The following is a 14339-nucleotide window of genomic DNA, read 5'->3' on the forward strand; positions in this document are numbered from 1 at the left end:
CGTTGACCGGCGCCGTTGACCGGCGCCGTTGACCGGCGCCGTTGACCGGCGCCGTTGTGTGAGGCGCTCCACCTCTCCCTTCGGGAAAGGTGATTGGTCAGGGTGAGGCTCGATGCGGAGGGTTGACCCGGCTTTTCGTCGTGGGTCGGGTTCAAGGATGGGGGGATGAGGCCCCCCCTTGCCCCCCCGCGGTCCGCAGCGGGTCGTCCGGATCGTGCGGGTGGTAAGTTGGTGCGCTTTCTTCGCATGCTGCGGACCGCTACGTCAACGGCTAAAACCCCGGGGCTCCGCCCCAGACCCCGCCGGGGGGGATAATCCCCCCCGGACCCCCGTATACAGGAACGAAAACCATGGCCAACTCCTCCCCCATCACCCTGGCCCACGGCAACGGCGGCCGTCTGATGCGCGAACTGATCGCCGACACCTTCGCCCGTTGGCTGGGCAACCCCCTGCTGGACACCCGCCTCGACGCCGCCGCCCTGCCCCCCCACGGCCCCGGCACCCTGTTGCTCACCACCGACGCCTTCACCGTGCAACCCCTGGAATTCCCCGGCGGCAACATCGGCTCCCTGGCCATCCACGGCACCGTCAACGACCTCGCCGTCGCGGGAGGCGACCCCCTGCACCTCACCGTTTCCGCCATCATCGAAGAGGGGCTGGAACAGACCCTGCTGGAACGTCTGGTGCAGACCATGGCCCACGCCAGCCGGGAGGCCGGCGTCCAGGTGGTGGCGGGCGATACCAAAGTGGTGCCACGGGGCAGCGGCGGCGGACTCTACCTGACCACCACCGGCCTGGGCCTGCGCCCCCCGGAGGTGACGCTGAACCCGGAATCGATCCGAGCCGGCGACGCCATTCTCGTCTCCGGCCCCGTCGGAGACCACGGCGCCGCCATCCTGCTGGCGCGGCAAGCCTTCGGCCTGAAGGGAAGCCTCCACTCCGACGCCGCCTGTCTGCTGCCCCTCACCCGCGCCGTGCGCACGCTGCAAGGCCTGCGCTTCATGCGGGATCCCACCCGGGGCGGCGTGGCCACCGTGGCCCACGAACTGGCACATATGAGCGGTCTGCGCGTGCGACTGCGGGAGGAGCATCTGCCCGTCCGGGATCCGGTGCAGGCGGTGTGCGACCTGCTGGGCTACGACCCCCTCTATCTGGCCTGCGAAGGTCGTGTGGTGGCGGTGGTCGCGGCGGACCAGGCCGAAACGGCGCGACAACGCTGGATCGGGGCCGGAGCCCCGGAGGCCGCCCTCATCGGCGTGCTGGAAGCTGGCCCTCCCCAGGTTCTGCTGCAAACCTCCCTGGGCGGGGAACGCCTGCTGCCGGAACTGGAGGATGATCCCCTGCCACGCATCTGCTGAAAACCGGAGCAGGCGAAAAGGCCCTACAGAATATGGAAGGAACGACCATCGGAGAGACGATAACGGGTGAAATCGGCCACATTTACGGTCAGGATGTCGGTCACTTCGGTCTCTTCGGCCAACCAGACCAGAGAGGCGTCGGCAAAATCCATCTCGCGTTTGCCAAATTCGGAATATTTGCGCATGCGACGAATCATGTCAGGCAAGTGTGTTATCTCGAAACTGTAGACAACGGCGCCGCCCAGTTCCAGCCAGCGCAGCAGTTCGAGCCGCTGCGGCACGTTCAGAATGTGGCACGCTTCCCCCACACAAGGCCAGGTGGTCAACAGGCGCAGACCGGAACGGGAGAGTTCCTTCACCAACGTGTCGAAATGGGCGAAATGTTTATCATCCATGGCAAACAGGGCGATCATCGCCCCCGCGTCAATAATTATACTTTGCACGCAGTTTGGCCTTGACCTTTTCCGAGACGTTTTCGGAAGCGTCAGGATCGCCCATCGGTGTGCCGCTACGCACCGCATCCAGCAGATCCGACGGATTCGTGTATCCCAAAACCCGTTCCAGGGTATCCTTCACAAAAGCCGACTTGGTCATTCCGAGGCGTTTCGCCTCCTGGGCGATGCGCATTTCCAGCACCGGATCCAAACGCAACGACATGGCCATGGTTGCCTCCTGATGTGTGAGTGAATACGGTAATACCGTATCGCAGAAAAGGCGCGTTGGCAAGCGTCCGGACCCGGCAAAAGGGGGAAAACCTGTCACCCGATGCGGATTCCGGGAACCGTGGCATCCCCGGAATCCGGCAGGACATCACTTCTTGCGCAGGTTCTCCACGAAGACCTGATTGGCGCGCTTGATCGACTCCAAGGCCAGCGCCTCGTAGACCGCGGGCACGGCATCATAGAAGAACCGCGCCTCCCAGGAGCCGATAAGCAGCTCCTGGGCCGTGGTTCCCTTGTCCCGCAAGGTGCCGAAAGCCGCATCCGCCTCCAGCCGCTCGTCGAAGGTGACACTCGGTTGGCTGAACTGCATGCTGCCCGAGGTAGCGGCCATGGTAATCTGGGTGACGCTGCTGCCCGGATCCACCCCCAGAACCGAACTGGCCTTGATGTCCCCCAGAATGCCGTCGGTCGCGGTCTTGGCGAAGGGCAGCTTGATGGTCACGGTCAACGCCGCCAGTTTGTTCTCGCTGGCCAGATTCGCCGGAATGGTGGCCGATCCGATGGCCTTCATGCCTTCCAGCGGTCCCAGCGCATCCCCCGGCAGCATGAAATAGGGGATCTTCGTCGGGCTGTAAATTTGGGAGTAGAGGCCGCCGAAATCGGTCTTGTAGGGCACCGGCTGCTTGTTTTCATCGGCTTTGCGTTTGGCCGCCGACATGGGCAGATCGGCATACTCCACCACCTCGAAACCGGCGTTGCGCAGCCGGGTGACGAAGTCGGCGTAACCCTGGTCGGTCAGGCGTTGCAACAGGGCCTCGTCGATGTTGTTGAGGGCGATGATGGCGCTACTCCAATGGGAGTCGGCCCACAGCTTGCCCAGGGCCTTGGCCGTCCCCGCAGTCTGCACGTTGAGTCGGTAGGCGGGAATGGTCAGTCGCTTTTCCAGATGCTCCATGCCCTTGACCGTCACCTTGGCCGCGTCGGTTCCGGGCAGCAGATTGGCGGCGTTGCCCGCCTCGGCCAGGGGACGTTTGGCCGTGGCGTCCTCGGTGGCAATGCCGGTCATGGACTTGACCGCCTGTTTGGCACCGGTACGCAAGGCGATATCGGCAATGGGGCCTGCAGCCCCCGCCATGCAACCCGACAACATCAAGGCAAGCAGCGACAGGGCTCCCGCCCGGGACAACGGCAACAGATTGGACATGGGCAACTCTCCGAAGGAAAACGCTAGGGCGTGTTGACATTTGCCAGATTTTGGTTCCTGGCAAGGCGCAAGACGGTGAGGAAGCGGAGTGTAGCTCGCCTACATGAGCATTCCGAACCGGATTGCAACGCGGCCAGGGACCAAAAGATGGTGAATGTCAACACGCCCTAAAAAACATTCACAATGAAAGATTACATCCCGGCCTGGCAAGGCAGCCAGAGGGCGTAGCACCAAGGTTACAGCAGGTCAGGGCAGGTGAAGACGGGCCAACTCCCGCAACGCGGTGTCGGAAAGTGCGGAGGCGTGGGCCAGAACCCAGAGATCAAAGGCCTGGGGACGTCGCAACCCGAAATAGCTGGGGAAACCCGCCTCCCGAAGCGAGGCGACCAGCAGCGACAAGGTGAAACCGCAACGATGAGCCATATAAAGATTGCCGGCCGCCAGGGCGGGCCGGAAACCGTAGAGCATGTCGAGCGGAGCGATGGGACCGGCCTGGGAGAGGTAGGCCGTTTCGGCAAGGCGGTTCTCGGCCACCTGGGCGCACACCGCTTGAAGATCCGGGACGGTGATCACGGCGAAGCCGTCGGGTTTGAGCACCCGGCGAAACTCCTTCAGAGCGATGATCACCTCATGGGGATAGAGATGCTCCAGATTGTGGGAGGAGAAGAGCCCGTCGAAACCGCTGTCGGCCACACAGCGCATGTCGGTGATGGAAGCCAGCAGGTCGGGTTGCACGCCGGGATCGATGTCCAGGCGCACCTCCTGCCACTCCCCCCGGAAACAGGGCGCCGTAAACGGCCTGGCGGGACCACACCCGACATGCAGAAAGCGCATTGACCGATCCCCGAACAAATCGGGGGAGGCGAACCCTCCCCCTTTTGCCGATCATTCCACGATTCCGGGAAACGACCTCAATTCTTCGCGGGTGTCGGGGCCGGGGGATTCTGTTTGATCACCCCGTCCGCCACCATCTTGTTGACCACCTGTTGCGCCATGCCGTAAGCCCGCAGAAAGCCGTCCAGCGGCATGATCAGGCGCTGCCGGGTCTCCAGCTTGGGATTTTTCGGATCCGAACTGGTCGGATCCAGGCTCGCCAACTCGATGCGCACGATATTCCCTGTCACCAATACATTACCAAAGGTATCACAAAATGTTTCCGTAACAGACATTGTCGGTCTCTCCCCTACCCGGTTGGTTTCGAATATCGTTTGCCACCCTCGCCCGTCCAATCCGACCGGCGCACGGATACGATACGATAATTTCCCTCTTTCGCCAATCTCTTCCGGAACCAATTCGAAAGGATCCTGTCCAAGCAGTAGACGCAATCGATTCTCATCCGCACTAACGAATGAAACAACCCACAGGGAGAGACCGCGATGGAAGCCTCCTGGTTCTACTATGACGGCATACGTTTCGACACCCCGGAAGATCTGCGCTGTTTTCTGGAGGAGCCGGTTCACGCGGGTGTACTGGATATATCCAACGAGGTGGACGAAGGCTACGACGAGGGTTGAGGCAGCGGATCGCCGGCGAGAGGGGGATAACCCCTCACCGCCCCTGGAAGAGGGCCTGAATCTGGGCTTCGGAGACGGGTTTGTTGACGAAGCCCAGGCCCAATTCCCGGGCACGCTGTTGGATGCGGTCCTGAATATTGGCCGTGACCAGATGGACGGAGAGGCCGGGCTGCCGCTCCAGAAGGCGGATGGCGAGATCGAGGCCGTTCATGCCCGGCATGTGGAAGTCGATCAGCGCCAGAGTGACCGGTTCCCCGGCAATCATCTCCAGGGCCTCTTCCCCGTTGCAGGCCTCCAGAATGGTCCAGTCCGGGCGACAGGCGGCGCAGTGCTTGCGCAGCATCAGGCGCGCCAGGGCGCTGTCGTCGACGATCAGCAAACTCTTCTGCGTCATGGCCGGACCCCGAAAGGCGATCAAAAGTCCCTGGAAAACTCCAACATCAGGCGACCGCCCTGCTCAGAGCCGTCCCGGTCGGCGAATCCGGCATTGAATTGCAGGTTTTCGTTGAAGTGGTAAGAGGATTCGAATCCCACGCCCCGGTCGGAGATCTTGCCGGAGAACTCGAAGTTCTTCAAGGCGCTGCCTGCGGTGGCTTCACTGCCGGGATTGAAGCGGAACTCCACCTGGGTGGGCCGCAGAGGCTTCCAGTGGGGGGTGATCAGGGCGCCGTCCCGGCTGGAACCGATCAGGCCGCGTCCCACGACCGGATCCACGGTCACACCCAGCACATGCCATTCACGGGTGGCCACGGAGAGGGCCGGAACATCCTGAGCCATGCCCAAGGCCAAGGCGCCGCCCACTTCGTGCCGCACCACCTTTTCGGCGCGTTTCAAAGCCTGGGACATCTGCTTGCGCGCCAGCTCCCGACGCAACACCTCCCGCTCCTCCGCGGGCAGCACCTGCTCCTGACCCTTCAGCTCCTGGCGGATCCGATCGGTGTCGCGGGCGTCGTCATTGCGGGTGAAAGCTGCTCCCAGGGCCTGGCGCACAGTCTTGCCCAGGTTTTTGCCCCCGGTGGACTGCCCCCCCTCGTCGGCCAGACACTCCCCGGAAATCCCCGCCGCACCCGCCAGGAGGCTACCCGCCACACATCCGATCAAAGCTGCACGATTCATTGTTTTCTCCTACTGACGGGTTCCAAGCCGGGGCGTCGAGTCGTCAACTCTACTGCAGAGGCTGTGCCATCCATGGCACCGGGAACCTTCTCCCTTACTGGAACGCCAGTGGGGACATTGAAACACATTGTTCACATGTAGTTCAAGGCTTTTCTGCGCCGCCAAATAGAAAAGCGCATTTGACACCTGCAGGAGGTCAGGTCTATTTTTATATGGAGATTCAATAGGTTTCAAAATAGGGAAACGCTCATTGACTGTAAAAGAGACTTGACAATGATCTCCTCCGCCGAGCCCGTAAACTGGCATCAGGAACTCACGCGCCTGAAGGTTCAACTGGACAAACTGCATCGCGCCTGGTCTCCCCGGGACCGGCTGGGGATACCGATTCTGCTGGCCCAGGTCATTCCTTCCCTGTTGCAGGGGGAAAAATCTGCCGTCTATCTCCTGGAAGACTCGGGGGAGAGGCGTTGGCGGGTCTGCCGCAGCGGCTCGTCCACCACGGAAGCGCCCGGCCGGGACGAGTTGATGGCTTTGGAGTCGTGGCTGGGACGGGAGGGGGTGCAATTCCTGACCTCGCCCGCACCGGTAATGTTGCTGACGGTGCGGGGTCTGCTCAACCGGGTGCCCCTGGCGCTGCTGCGCCTGGAGCGCCGCCCCGGCTCCCCACTCTTCACCGCTTTCGATGCCGCCCGACTCGAAGAGGTGGGTCGGTTGCTGGCCTATGTGCGGGAGGCCTTCACCCTCAACGACGGGGTCATCGACATCGCCCGCCAGTTGCATCGCCAGGTGCAGAACCAGCCGGAGCCCGTCGGCGACCGGCTGGTGGCGGAAAGCCGCGCCTTCCGGCAGGTGGTGGAGCTGGCCCGGCAACTGTCGGTGCTGCCGGTGGAGGTCTTCATTCACGGGGAGAGCGGCAGCGGCAAGGAGGTGGTGGCGCGACTGATTCACGGTCAGAGGGAACGACGCAGCGCCCCTTTCGTGGCGGTGAACTGCGCCGCCATTCCCGAAAACCTCATGGAGAGCGAATTCTTCGGCCACGAGAAGGGCGCCTTCAGCGGCGCGGTCTCCGGTCGCATGGGCCGGTTCGAGGAGGCCACGGGGGGCACTCTGTTTCTCGACGAGGTAGGGGAACTGCCCCTGGCCATGCAGGCCAAGTTCCTGCGGGCCATTCAGGAAAAGGAGGGCACCCGGCTGGGCTCCGGCACGCTGCGTCGTTACGATTTCCGTCTGCTTTCCGCTTCCGCCACCCATCTCCGGGATCTGGTGGCCCTGGGGCGGTTTCGCGAGGATCTTTATTACCGGCTCTTTGCGGTGGACGTGCGGGTGCCGCCGTTGCGGGAGCGTCCGGAGGATATCGCGCCTCTGGCCCGCCTCTTCCTGGAATCGGCCATGGTGCGTTTCGGCAAGCGGTGCGGCGGATTTCAACCCGCCACCCTGGCCGCTCTGCTGGACCATTCCTGGCCGGGGAACGTGCGGCAGTTGCGTCATGAGGTAGAGCGGCTGCTGGCCCTGGTCGAGGAGGGAGAGTCGATTCCGCCGCAACGGCTCTCTTTTGCCGCCAAGGCCGAAAGCCTGGCCGCCCCCCTCCCCCGCGACGGGGAGAGTCTCGATCTGGCCAGCGCCCGCGCCCGACTGGAACAGCGGTTGATCCGGCAGGCGCTGCACGAAACCGGGGGCAACAAGGTCAAAGCCGCCCGACTGCTGGGCATCACCCGCCAGGCACTGCACCTGAAATTGCGGGAAGCGGCGCCGGCGAGGTGAGAATCCGTTTCAAGTAATACGGGGGTCCGGGGGGGGATTATCCCCCCCGGCGGGGTTCGGGGCAGCGCCCCGAGGTGTTGACCTGGCCTTTGGCCGTAGCGGTCCGAAGCACCCCATAATAACGCAACTACCAACCCCACATGCGATTCCGATGAATGCTTCGGACCGCCGGAGGGGGTCAGGGGAGGGACTCATCCTCCCCATCCTTGAACGCCCCACCAAGACGCAGCCGGACTATCCCCGCCAGAACTCCCGAATCAAGATGGAACAATTCCCGAAGGGAACGATCTGCATCTCCCCAACTCTGCGGACCCGCTCCTGAAAGGCCCCGCCTGATCCGACGGCGCGCGCGCCGCACCCGCACTTTTCTTCTCCCACATTCCTTCCCTACTACAAATTATTTATTCACAGGCTATAAAAAATCATGTAGCATCTCGATCGTTGGAATTTAGCCCGATATTGAGGAGTTGACATGACGACAGATAATTCACACCACAAACTTCACTCACCGTATTCATCCAAGGAAACGACCGCCCCTCCCGTGGATGAATCCAAAATCCTGACCACCTTCGAAAAGGCCAAAAGCGCCTTGCAACCCTGGCGGGATCGGGTGCGCAAAATCAACTCCACCTTTCTGGACGATCGGGAAGAGCTGCTCACCACCACCGCCCCCTCTCTCAACATCTTCGCCGCCTCGGTCTTCACCCTGCGCCCCATCTTCTTCCAGGGCATCCCCAAACCCAAAGCCACCCGCTACCACGGCGATACCGACCCCGTGGCCCGCGTCGGCTCCATCCTGCTGGAACGGCTGCTGACCAAACTGCTGGACAAGAATCAGGCCCATCACACCTGGCAACGCATCATCACCGATTTCCTGCTTTCGGGCCTGGGCATCCCCTGGCTGCGCTATGCCTCCACCAGCCGGGAGATCCAACTGGAAGACGAAACCCTCTCCATTCTGCGAGACGAGTCGATCCTGCTGGAACGGGTCCACCCCCTCGATTTCGTCTGGGATCACCGGGCCTCCACCTGGCAGGAGTGTACCTTCGTGGCCCGTCGCATCTGGATGGACGCCGACTCCATCGACGAACGCTTCGGCCCCTCCGGATGGCATAACGCCATCACCCTGTCCGGCTCCTCCTCGCGACTGGATGATCGCATCGACGGCAAGATGGGCATCTGGGAAATCTGGCACAAGCCTTCCAAAACCGTCTTCTGGCTCTCGCAGAACAGTCGCTCCATCCTCGATCGCATGGAGGACCCCTACGATCTGGCCGGTTTCTTCCCCTGCCCCATGCCCCTGCTGCGCCTCGGCGGACTCGACGACCTCATCCCCGTGCCCGACTTCGTGCTGTGCCAGGATCTCTACGCCGAAATCGACACCTACACGCAGCGCATCAGCCTGCTGTCGGATGCCCTGAAAGTGGTGGGACTCTACAACGCCGAGTGCAAAGAGGATCTGACCCGCCTGCTGCAGGCCCGGCAAAACAAGCTGGTGCCGGTCGACAGCTGGGCCATGTGGGTGCAAAACGGGGGACTGCGCGGCAACGTGGAGTTCTTCCCCATCGTCGATGTGGCCACCACGCTGCAACATGTCATCGCCTTGCGGGAAGGGGCGATTGCCAAACTCTACGAAATCTCCGGCATCTCCGACCTGATGCGGGGTCGTCCCGACCCGCGACAGACCGCGACCGGAACCCGCATGCAAGCCGTCTACGGCAACCTGCGCACCATGGAAGGCCAGGGAGCCGTGGACCGGCAGTGGGTCGATGTCTTCCGCAAAATGGCCGAACTGGCCCTGACCATCTTCGAGGATCGCTCCCTGGTGGAGCTTTCCGGAGCCCTCTCCCTGACCCACGAAGATCCCGCCCTGATCCACGCCGCCCTGTACCTGCTGCGCCATGAAGCCGCCCGGGATCTGGCCATCGATATCGAATCCTCCGCCACCCTCGATCTGCTCCAGGGCGCCGACCGCATGGAAAAAATGGAGGCCGTTCAGGCCCTGGGCAAACTGGTCTCCGAAGTCACCGCCCTGATACGCACCGATCCGGCCTTGCGGGAACTGGGCATCGCCCTGCTGCAACAGGCCGCAACCGTGCTTCCGGGAGCCAAGGGGCTGGAAGGCGTCCTGGCCAAAGCCCTGCCGGAGTTGGCCGCGCCCCGGCCCGCCCCGATGCCTCCCCAGTTCGCCGGCATGGGCCCCATGGCCCCGCCCATGCCCGTTGCGCCGGGTATGGGCGCCCCACCCATGCCCGTTGCGCCGGGCATGGGTGCCCCGCCCATGCCCGTTCGTCCACCGGCGGCCCCCGGAATGGTCGGCCTGCCGGTATCCCCTCCACAACCGATTTAGGAGATCTGCTGAACGTATCGATTCGCGACCGCTTCAACCCTTTTAATCATCAACAGTGACTTTCAACTAACCAGGAGTAAATTCAGTGACGCAATCCGCCTATCGTAACGAACTCGAAAATGACATCCGTGCCGCCATGGCCCAGAACGGTCTGCTCGGCAAGGCCACCGCCAATCCGGAAGAGGAGCCGCCCGTCGAGGAGATGGAGGCCGCTGCCGAAGTGGCCGAGGGGGAGATTCCCATCGTGGCATGGCTGGCCGACCACGACGAGGAGTGGCGCAAGCTCTCCCCCGCCGCCCGCCAGCGGCTGGCCGAAGCCTTCGCCCGGGAACAGGAGGTGGCCCCCTATCGGCCCTCCATCGAAACCCTGAAACAGGCGAGCGCCTTCTTCCCCTATATGAAGCCCCACGAGTTGGTGAAAAACGCCATGATGCTGGAAGGGGCCTTCGCCACCAATCCCCACCACACCGTCAGCTCCCTGGCCCGCCACTTCGGTGTGCCCACGGGGCCGGAATCCCGCTCGGCGCAACCCTCCCCGGCCCAAACCCGGAGAGCGGAGCAGGCCAACCCCGACGCCGGCGGCGGGGAGGTGGCCGATCCCCGGCTGCAAGCCCTCCTGAAAGAGGTGGGAGCCCTGAAGGGATACCTGCAACAGCGGGAAGCCATGGAACGCAAAGCCCATTACAAGATGGCCGTGGACCGCTGGCGCGAGCTGTTTGAAGCCGCCTCCAAGGAAAAGGGACCGGACGGCAAGCTGGTGCGTCCCAACTTCCGACAGCACGCGGCGGAGATCCTCAAGTACTGCTCCATCGGGCACGACCCGGCCACCGCCTACGACCTGGCGGAAATGGCCAATCCCACCACCCGCGAAGCCTACCGCAAGCGCATCGAAACCGATGCCCTGAGAAAGGCCGGCAGCGCCTCGCGAACCAAGGGCGCCCTCTCCGGCAAAGTGCTGGGCGGAAGCCCCTCCAACGCCACCGCCGACCTGGAACCCGCCGAAACCCTGGAAGAGGAAGTGCGCCGGGCCATGGCCATGCACATGAATCTTCACGTCTGACCACCTCATGGCTGGACCGCAAGGTCCAGCCATCCCCTTTAAAGGTGCAATCATGGCCACCTTCATCCTCGCCGCCTACCTGTTGATGGCCCTCTTTTGGGACTACCACGAATGATTTACTACCGAAACACACCCGAATTCGATGAACACTTTTCCATGGACCGGGCCGTGCGTGATGCCGATGGCAACATCATCGGCGTGGAGGTTCCCGCCCCCCCGCCGCTTTCCACGGCACAACAGTTTATCGCTGAGCACGCCCCAAGACTGGAATACCTGAACCCGACACATCCAGCCATCGGCAACACCGAATACATTCTGGGTACGGTTCCATGGCGCAACAGCACGGGAGACTACCCGGTTGTGCCCCAAGAGAAAATCGATGGCTATCTGGAGGCTTACAAGCAATTCCTGGAAAACTCCTCAACGGAAGATGGTCGCAATCGCTACGCCCCCGCCGTGGACAAGTTGAGCCGGGAGATAATGGAACAAAGCGGCATCGGCGTTGCCTGGCAACCGATCGATCTGGAGGCTTTCAAGCCTCCGAAACGTCAAGGGGGATTGGGTGGTTTCCTGGATGCCATCGTCCCCGCGCTTCCCAGTATCGGTCTGGGGGTGATCACGGCCGGGGCCTCCTTGCCGGCCTCATTGGCCATCAATGCCGGGGTCGGCTATGCCACCGGAGGCACAAAAGGCGCTTTGCAAGGCGTCCTGGGAGGCGCCCTCGGGAACATGGTTTCCGGTGTCGTCGGACAGCCCTTCGCCGCCATGACCAGCTCCCCCGTGGCCGGAGCCATCGCTTCCGGGGCTACCACCGGTCTGATCACCAATGGTCCCAAGGGTATGCTGGCGGGCGGCTTTTCCGGGGGATTGGGGCAAGCCCTGGGTTCCTTCCTGGGCTCCGTCGGCCAATCGTCTACCTCCACAAAAACCACAACCAACTCAACCACTCCACCACCAGCACCTACGGGAGCTTCAAAAATGGGCCTTTTCGATGGATTTTCAGACTACTTCTCCAACCTCTCCTCGTCGTTTAACGATACCTCTTCCGGGAACTCATCCTCCAAGCCTGGCTTAACCATGGAGGAGATGAACAACTGGTTCGATACCCCTGACCCGGCAGACAGGCCCGGTGCATCGCTGACCGATTGGTGGGACTCGATCTTTTCACCCGATCCGACAACCTCACCCACAACCACGCCGCCTGTCCTACCGGCTCCCAACGACAGTTCCACAGGTATTTTCACCGCCCTCGGTAAAGGCCTGGGAGGGTCGCTTGGAAATGCCCTTGGCAACCTCTTCGCCCCGGAACCCGATTCCCCCGATATCAAAGGCAGCTCCTTTTGGCCCAGTCTGATGCAATTGGCCGGCTCGACCCTCACCAACAAACTACTTGAACACAACCTCCCCGACCGACCCAACTACCCCGATCCCCTGCAGGTGGCCCGGACCCAAGCCGACCTCAACAAGGAAGCCGCCCTCTACAATGCCAATCTGGGGCGTTTCGGATACAACATGCCGGGCATGCAGGGCTTTTGGAGCGGGGCCGTCGATGACCCCAACAAGACCTGGAACGTCACCCTCGATCCGGCACTGGCCGCCCAGCAACAGGCTCAGTGGACCTTCGGACGGGATCTGCAACAAGGTGTGGCAAACCTTTACAACCAGGCCATGGCCCAAGGCCTGTTCGATGTCTTCCATCTGCCCGACAACCTGCCCCGAAGCAACCTCGATTTCTCCGGTCTGCCCGCTCTGGCCGGATACGACGAGACGGCCCGGCAACGCGCCGAAGACGCGGTCTTCAACAATTACAAACGGCTGCTCGACCCGCAACGCAACAACGAACTGACCGACCTGCATACCCGCCTGGCCAACCAGGGCATCGGACTGGGCAGCGATGCCTGGAACCGGGAAATGAACACCTTCAACACCCGGTGGGACGACCAGTACAACGCCGCCCGCAACAACGCCATCGCCACCGGCGGAAACGAATTGCAACGAGCCTTCAACAACTCCCTGCAAGCCCGTTCGCAGATGGGCAATGAAGCCCTGAACATGGCCACCTGGCAGAATCAGGCCCGAGCCCAGGCCTTGCAGGAAGCCCTGATGCCACGAGCCCAGACCTTGGGTGACCTCCGCACCCTGCAAAGCCTTGTTCCCGGCCTCGGAACCCCATCCATGCCCACCTGGGGACGAGGTACCATGGCGGCAGCGGACTACTCCAACCTGACCGGCGGGGCCTACAACGCCGCAATGGCAAACTACAAGAACGACCTGACGGAAAGCCTCCAGAAGAACCAGATGTACAGCGATCTGGCAGGAGGTGCATTGGGCGGTCTCGGTTCCATCCTTTTCAATACGAAACCCACTCAAGGGTCGCAAACCGGTTACGGCGTCAATTCCGGTCTTGGCGGCTGGGTAGGGTCCACCTTTTGATAACAACCACCCCGAAAGGATATCACCATGAACAAGCTGCAACTCTTTCAGCTTCTGCAACAGGGGGCGCTCAAGCCTCCGGTGACGAACCCCGCTGCTCCGCTCAACCCCTTCCCGGCCTTCTTCGGTCAGGGTGTTTCCCCCGGAGGCCTGGAGGAGAGCGCCCGCATCGAAGCCATGCGACAGGTATTTCATACCCTGCCGACAAGCGGTGAAACACCTCCTCGCTCGACCACGCCGAACAACTCCCCCAAAGGGCGTGAAGGTGGCGTGAAGATGGACTCGAACCCGCGACCGGCGGAAGCGATGGAGGAGGAGACCGGCACGGCCATGGTTCCCTACATGGCCGATTATGCCCGGGCCTCCCGATCCCGTGAGCAACGCAACGACGGACCGGGGGCAGCGATGATCCCGATGCGTCCGGGAGGCTGGAACAACCGTTGAGCGGGTGGCCACCCCGGATTCATTCGGGGGTTCGGGGGGGATTATCCCCCCCGACGAGGTTCGGGGCAGCGCCCCGAGGTGTTGACGTAACGGGCCGAAGCCCAAAGGAGAAGCGCCGCCGCCCGACGGAACTTTCTGTAACTCGTTTACTACTGTCAAAATGAAAGCCTGAATTGTCATCAGGTTTCTTTATCTTATCCCAATCAATCAAAGGATAACAAAATGTCTATCAAACCAGGAAATCTCAATCAGGCCTTCCAATCCATGCAAAAAGAGTTGCAAAATAGTGCGGAGGCACAACCTGTCATTCCGGAATGGCGTCGTCAACAGCAACGTGAAGACAATCAGGTTGACTGGGTGAGCCGTCGCGCCGAGGCGATTCGGAAGGAGAAAGGGTGGTCGGAGATGGACCCTGCGGCGGAGGTGCAGGCGACCTT

Annotated in this window: 15 protein-coding genes; 8 read left to right on the forward strand and 7 right to left on the reverse strand. The window is 62.3% G+C overall.

Going from position 1 to position 14339, the window contains the following annotated elements:
• Window positions 1-350 precede the first annotated feature (350 nt).
• Window positions 351-1358, forward strand: a complete 1008-nt coding sequence (gene hypE / locus HQL56_12025) for a hydrogenase expression/formation protein HypE (GenBank protein MBF0310244.1) — start codon at window positions 351-353, stop codon at window positions 1356-1358.
• 23 nt (window positions 1359-1381) lie between these two features.
• On the opposite strand, the gene HQL56_12030 is transcribed toward hypE, so the two are convergent.
• From HQL56_12030 to HQL56_12050, 5 genes are all read right to left on the reverse strand, one after another.
• Window positions 1382-1771, reverse strand: a complete 390-nt coding sequence (locus tag HQL56_12030; protein ID MBF0310245.1) for a hypothetical protein — start codon at window positions 1769-1771, stop codon at window positions 1382-1384.
• A 10-nt stretch (window positions 1772-1781) separates the two neighbouring features.
• The gene (locus HQL56_12035) at window positions 1782-2021 is read right to left on the reverse strand and encodes a hypothetical protein (protein MBF0310246.1); all 240 of its coding nucleotides are present in this window, start codon (window positions 2019-2021) and stop codon (window positions 1782-1784) included.
• 147 nt (window positions 2022-2168) lie between these two features.
• Complete coding sequence (locus HQL56_12040) at window positions 2169-3224, reverse strand: hypothetical protein (GenBank protein ID MBF0310247.1); 1056 nt, start codon at window positions 3222-3224, stop codon at window positions 2169-2171.
• Window positions 3225-3470: 246 nt separating this feature from the next.
• Window positions 3471-4058 carry a methyltransferase domain-containing protein gene (locus HQL56_12045; protein MBF0310248.1) on the reverse strand — a complete coding sequence of 196 codons (588 nt, stop codon included), beginning with the start codon at window positions 4056-4058 and terminating at the stop codon, window positions 3471-3473.
• A 77-nt stretch (window positions 4059-4135) separates the two neighbouring features.
• On the reverse strand, window positions 4136-4393 hold the full coding sequence (locus HQL56_12050; protein ID MBF0310249.1) for a hypothetical protein: 258 nt from the start codon (window positions 4391-4393) through the stop codon (window positions 4136-4138).
• A 207-nt stretch (window positions 4394-4600) separates the two neighbouring features.
• Here HQL56_12050 and HQL56_12055 point away from each other — a divergent pair, with 207 nt between their 5' ends.
• Entirely contained in the window at window positions 4601-4738 is a 138-nt protein-coding gene (locus HQL56_12055; protein MBF0310250.1) for a hypothetical protein, read from the forward strand.
• Between the two features lie 34 nt (window positions 4739-4772).
• Here the strand turns inward: HQL56_12055 and HQL56_12060 are convergent, their stop codons facing one another.
• Window positions 4773-5132, reverse strand: coding sequence for a response regulator (locus HQL56_12060; protein ID MBF0310251.1), 360 nt, complete (start codon window positions 5130-5132; stop codon window positions 4773-4775).
• A gap of 20 nt (window positions 5133-5152) precedes the next feature.
• On the reverse strand, window positions 5153-5854 hold the full coding sequence (locus tag HQL56_12065; GenBank protein MBF0310252.1) for a hypothetical protein: 702 nt from the start codon (window positions 5852-5854) through the stop codon (window positions 5153-5155).
• 273 nt (window positions 5855-6127) lie between these two features.
• Here HQL56_12065 and HQL56_12070 point away from each other — a divergent pair, with 273 nt between their 5' ends.
• The 6 genes from HQL56_12070 to HQL56_12095 all read left to right on the forward strand — a co-directional run.
• Window positions 6128-7615 carry a sigma-54-dependent Fis family transcriptional regulator gene (locus tag HQL56_12070; GenBank protein ID MBF0310253.1) on the forward strand — a complete coding sequence of 496 codons (1488 nt, stop codon included), beginning with the start codon at window positions 6128-6130 and terminating at the stop codon, window positions 7613-7615.
• A gap of 541 nt (window positions 7616-8156) precedes the next feature.
• Window positions 8157-9965 (forward strand): hypothetical protein, encoded by a 1809-nt coding sequence (locus HQL56_12075; protein ID MBF0310254.1) that lies wholly within the window; start codon window positions 8157-8159, stop codon window positions 9963-9965.
• Window positions 9966-10050: 85 nt separating this feature from the next.
• Entirely contained in the window at window positions 10051-11025 is a 975-nt protein-coding gene (locus tag HQL56_12080; GenBank protein MBF0310255.1) for a hypothetical protein, read from the forward strand.
• Between the two features lie 111 nt (window positions 11026-11136).
• Window positions 11137-13458 carry a hypothetical protein gene (locus tag HQL56_12085; protein MBF0310256.1) on the forward strand — a complete coding sequence of 774 codons (2322 nt, stop codon included), beginning with the start codon at window positions 11137-11139 and terminating at the stop codon, window positions 13456-13458.
• Window positions 13459-13485: 27 nt separating this feature from the next.
• Window positions 13486-13902 carry a hypothetical protein gene (locus HQL56_12090; protein MBF0310257.1) on the forward strand — a complete coding sequence of 139 codons (417 nt, stop codon included), beginning with the start codon at window positions 13486-13488 and terminating at the stop codon, window positions 13900-13902.
• A 222-nt stretch (window positions 13903-14124) separates the two neighbouring features.
• The coding region (locus HQL56_12095) for a hypothetical protein (protein ID MBF0310258.1) at window positions 14125-14339 on the forward strand (215 nt) is incomplete at its 3' end.

The sequence above is a fragment of the Magnetococcales bacterium genome, from assembly GCA_015231925.1.
GTDB lineage: Bacteria > Pseudomonadota > Magnetococcia > Magnetococcales > JADGAQ01 > JADGAQ01.

What these genes read in the sequence shown, in the direction of transcription:
- HQL56_12030 (MBF0310245.1), bottom strand. Translation starts at nt 1,771, where the DNA reads ATGATCGCCCTGTTTGCCATGGATGATAAACATTTCGCCCATTTCGAC.
- HQL56_12090 (MBF0310257.1), top strand. Translation starts at nt 13,486, where the DNA reads ATGAACAAGCTGCAACTCTTTCAGCTTCTGCAACAGGGGGCGCTCAAG.
- HQL56_12045 (MBF0310248.1), bottom strand. Translation starts at nt 4,058, where the DNA reads ATGCGCTTTCTGCATGTCGGGTGTGGTCCCGCCAGGCCGTTTACGGCG.
- HQL56_12070 (MBF0310253.1), top strand. Translation starts at nt 6,128, where the DNA reads ATGATCTCCTCCGCCGAGCCCGTAAACTGGCATCAGGAACTCACGCGC.
- HQL56_12085 (MBF0310256.1), top strand. Translation starts at nt 11,137, where the DNA reads ATGATTTACTACCGAAACACACCCGAATTCGATGAACACTTTTCCATG.
- HQL56_12065 (MBF0310252.1), bottom strand. Translation starts at nt 5,854, where the DNA reads ATGAATCGTGCAGCTTTGATCGGATGTGTGGCGGGTAGCCTCCTGGCG.
- HQL56_12060 (MBF0310251.1), bottom strand. Translation starts at nt 5,132, where the DNA reads ATGACGCAGAAGAGTTTGCTGATCGTCGACGACAGCGCCCTGGCGCGC.
- hypE (MBF0310244.1), top strand. Translation starts at nt 351, where the DNA reads ATGGCCAACTCCTCCCCCATCACCCTGGCCCACGGCAACGGCGGCCGT.
- HQL56_12055 (MBF0310250.1), top strand. Translation starts at nt 4,601, where the DNA reads ATGGAAGCCTCCTGGTTCTACTATGACGGCATACGTTTCGACACCCCG.
- HQL56_12035 (MBF0310246.1), bottom strand. Translation starts at nt 2,021, where the DNA reads ATGGCCATGTCGTTGCGTTTGGATCCGGTGCTGGAAATGCGCATCGCC.
- HQL56_12040 (MBF0310247.1), bottom strand. Translation starts at nt 3,224, where the DNA reads ATGTCCAATCTGTTGCCGTTGTCCCGGGCGGGAGCCCTGTCGCTGCTT.
- HQL56_12050 (MBF0310249.1), bottom strand. Translation starts at nt 4,393, where the DNA reads ATGTCTGTTACGGAAACATTTTGTGATACCTTTGGTAATGTATTGGTG.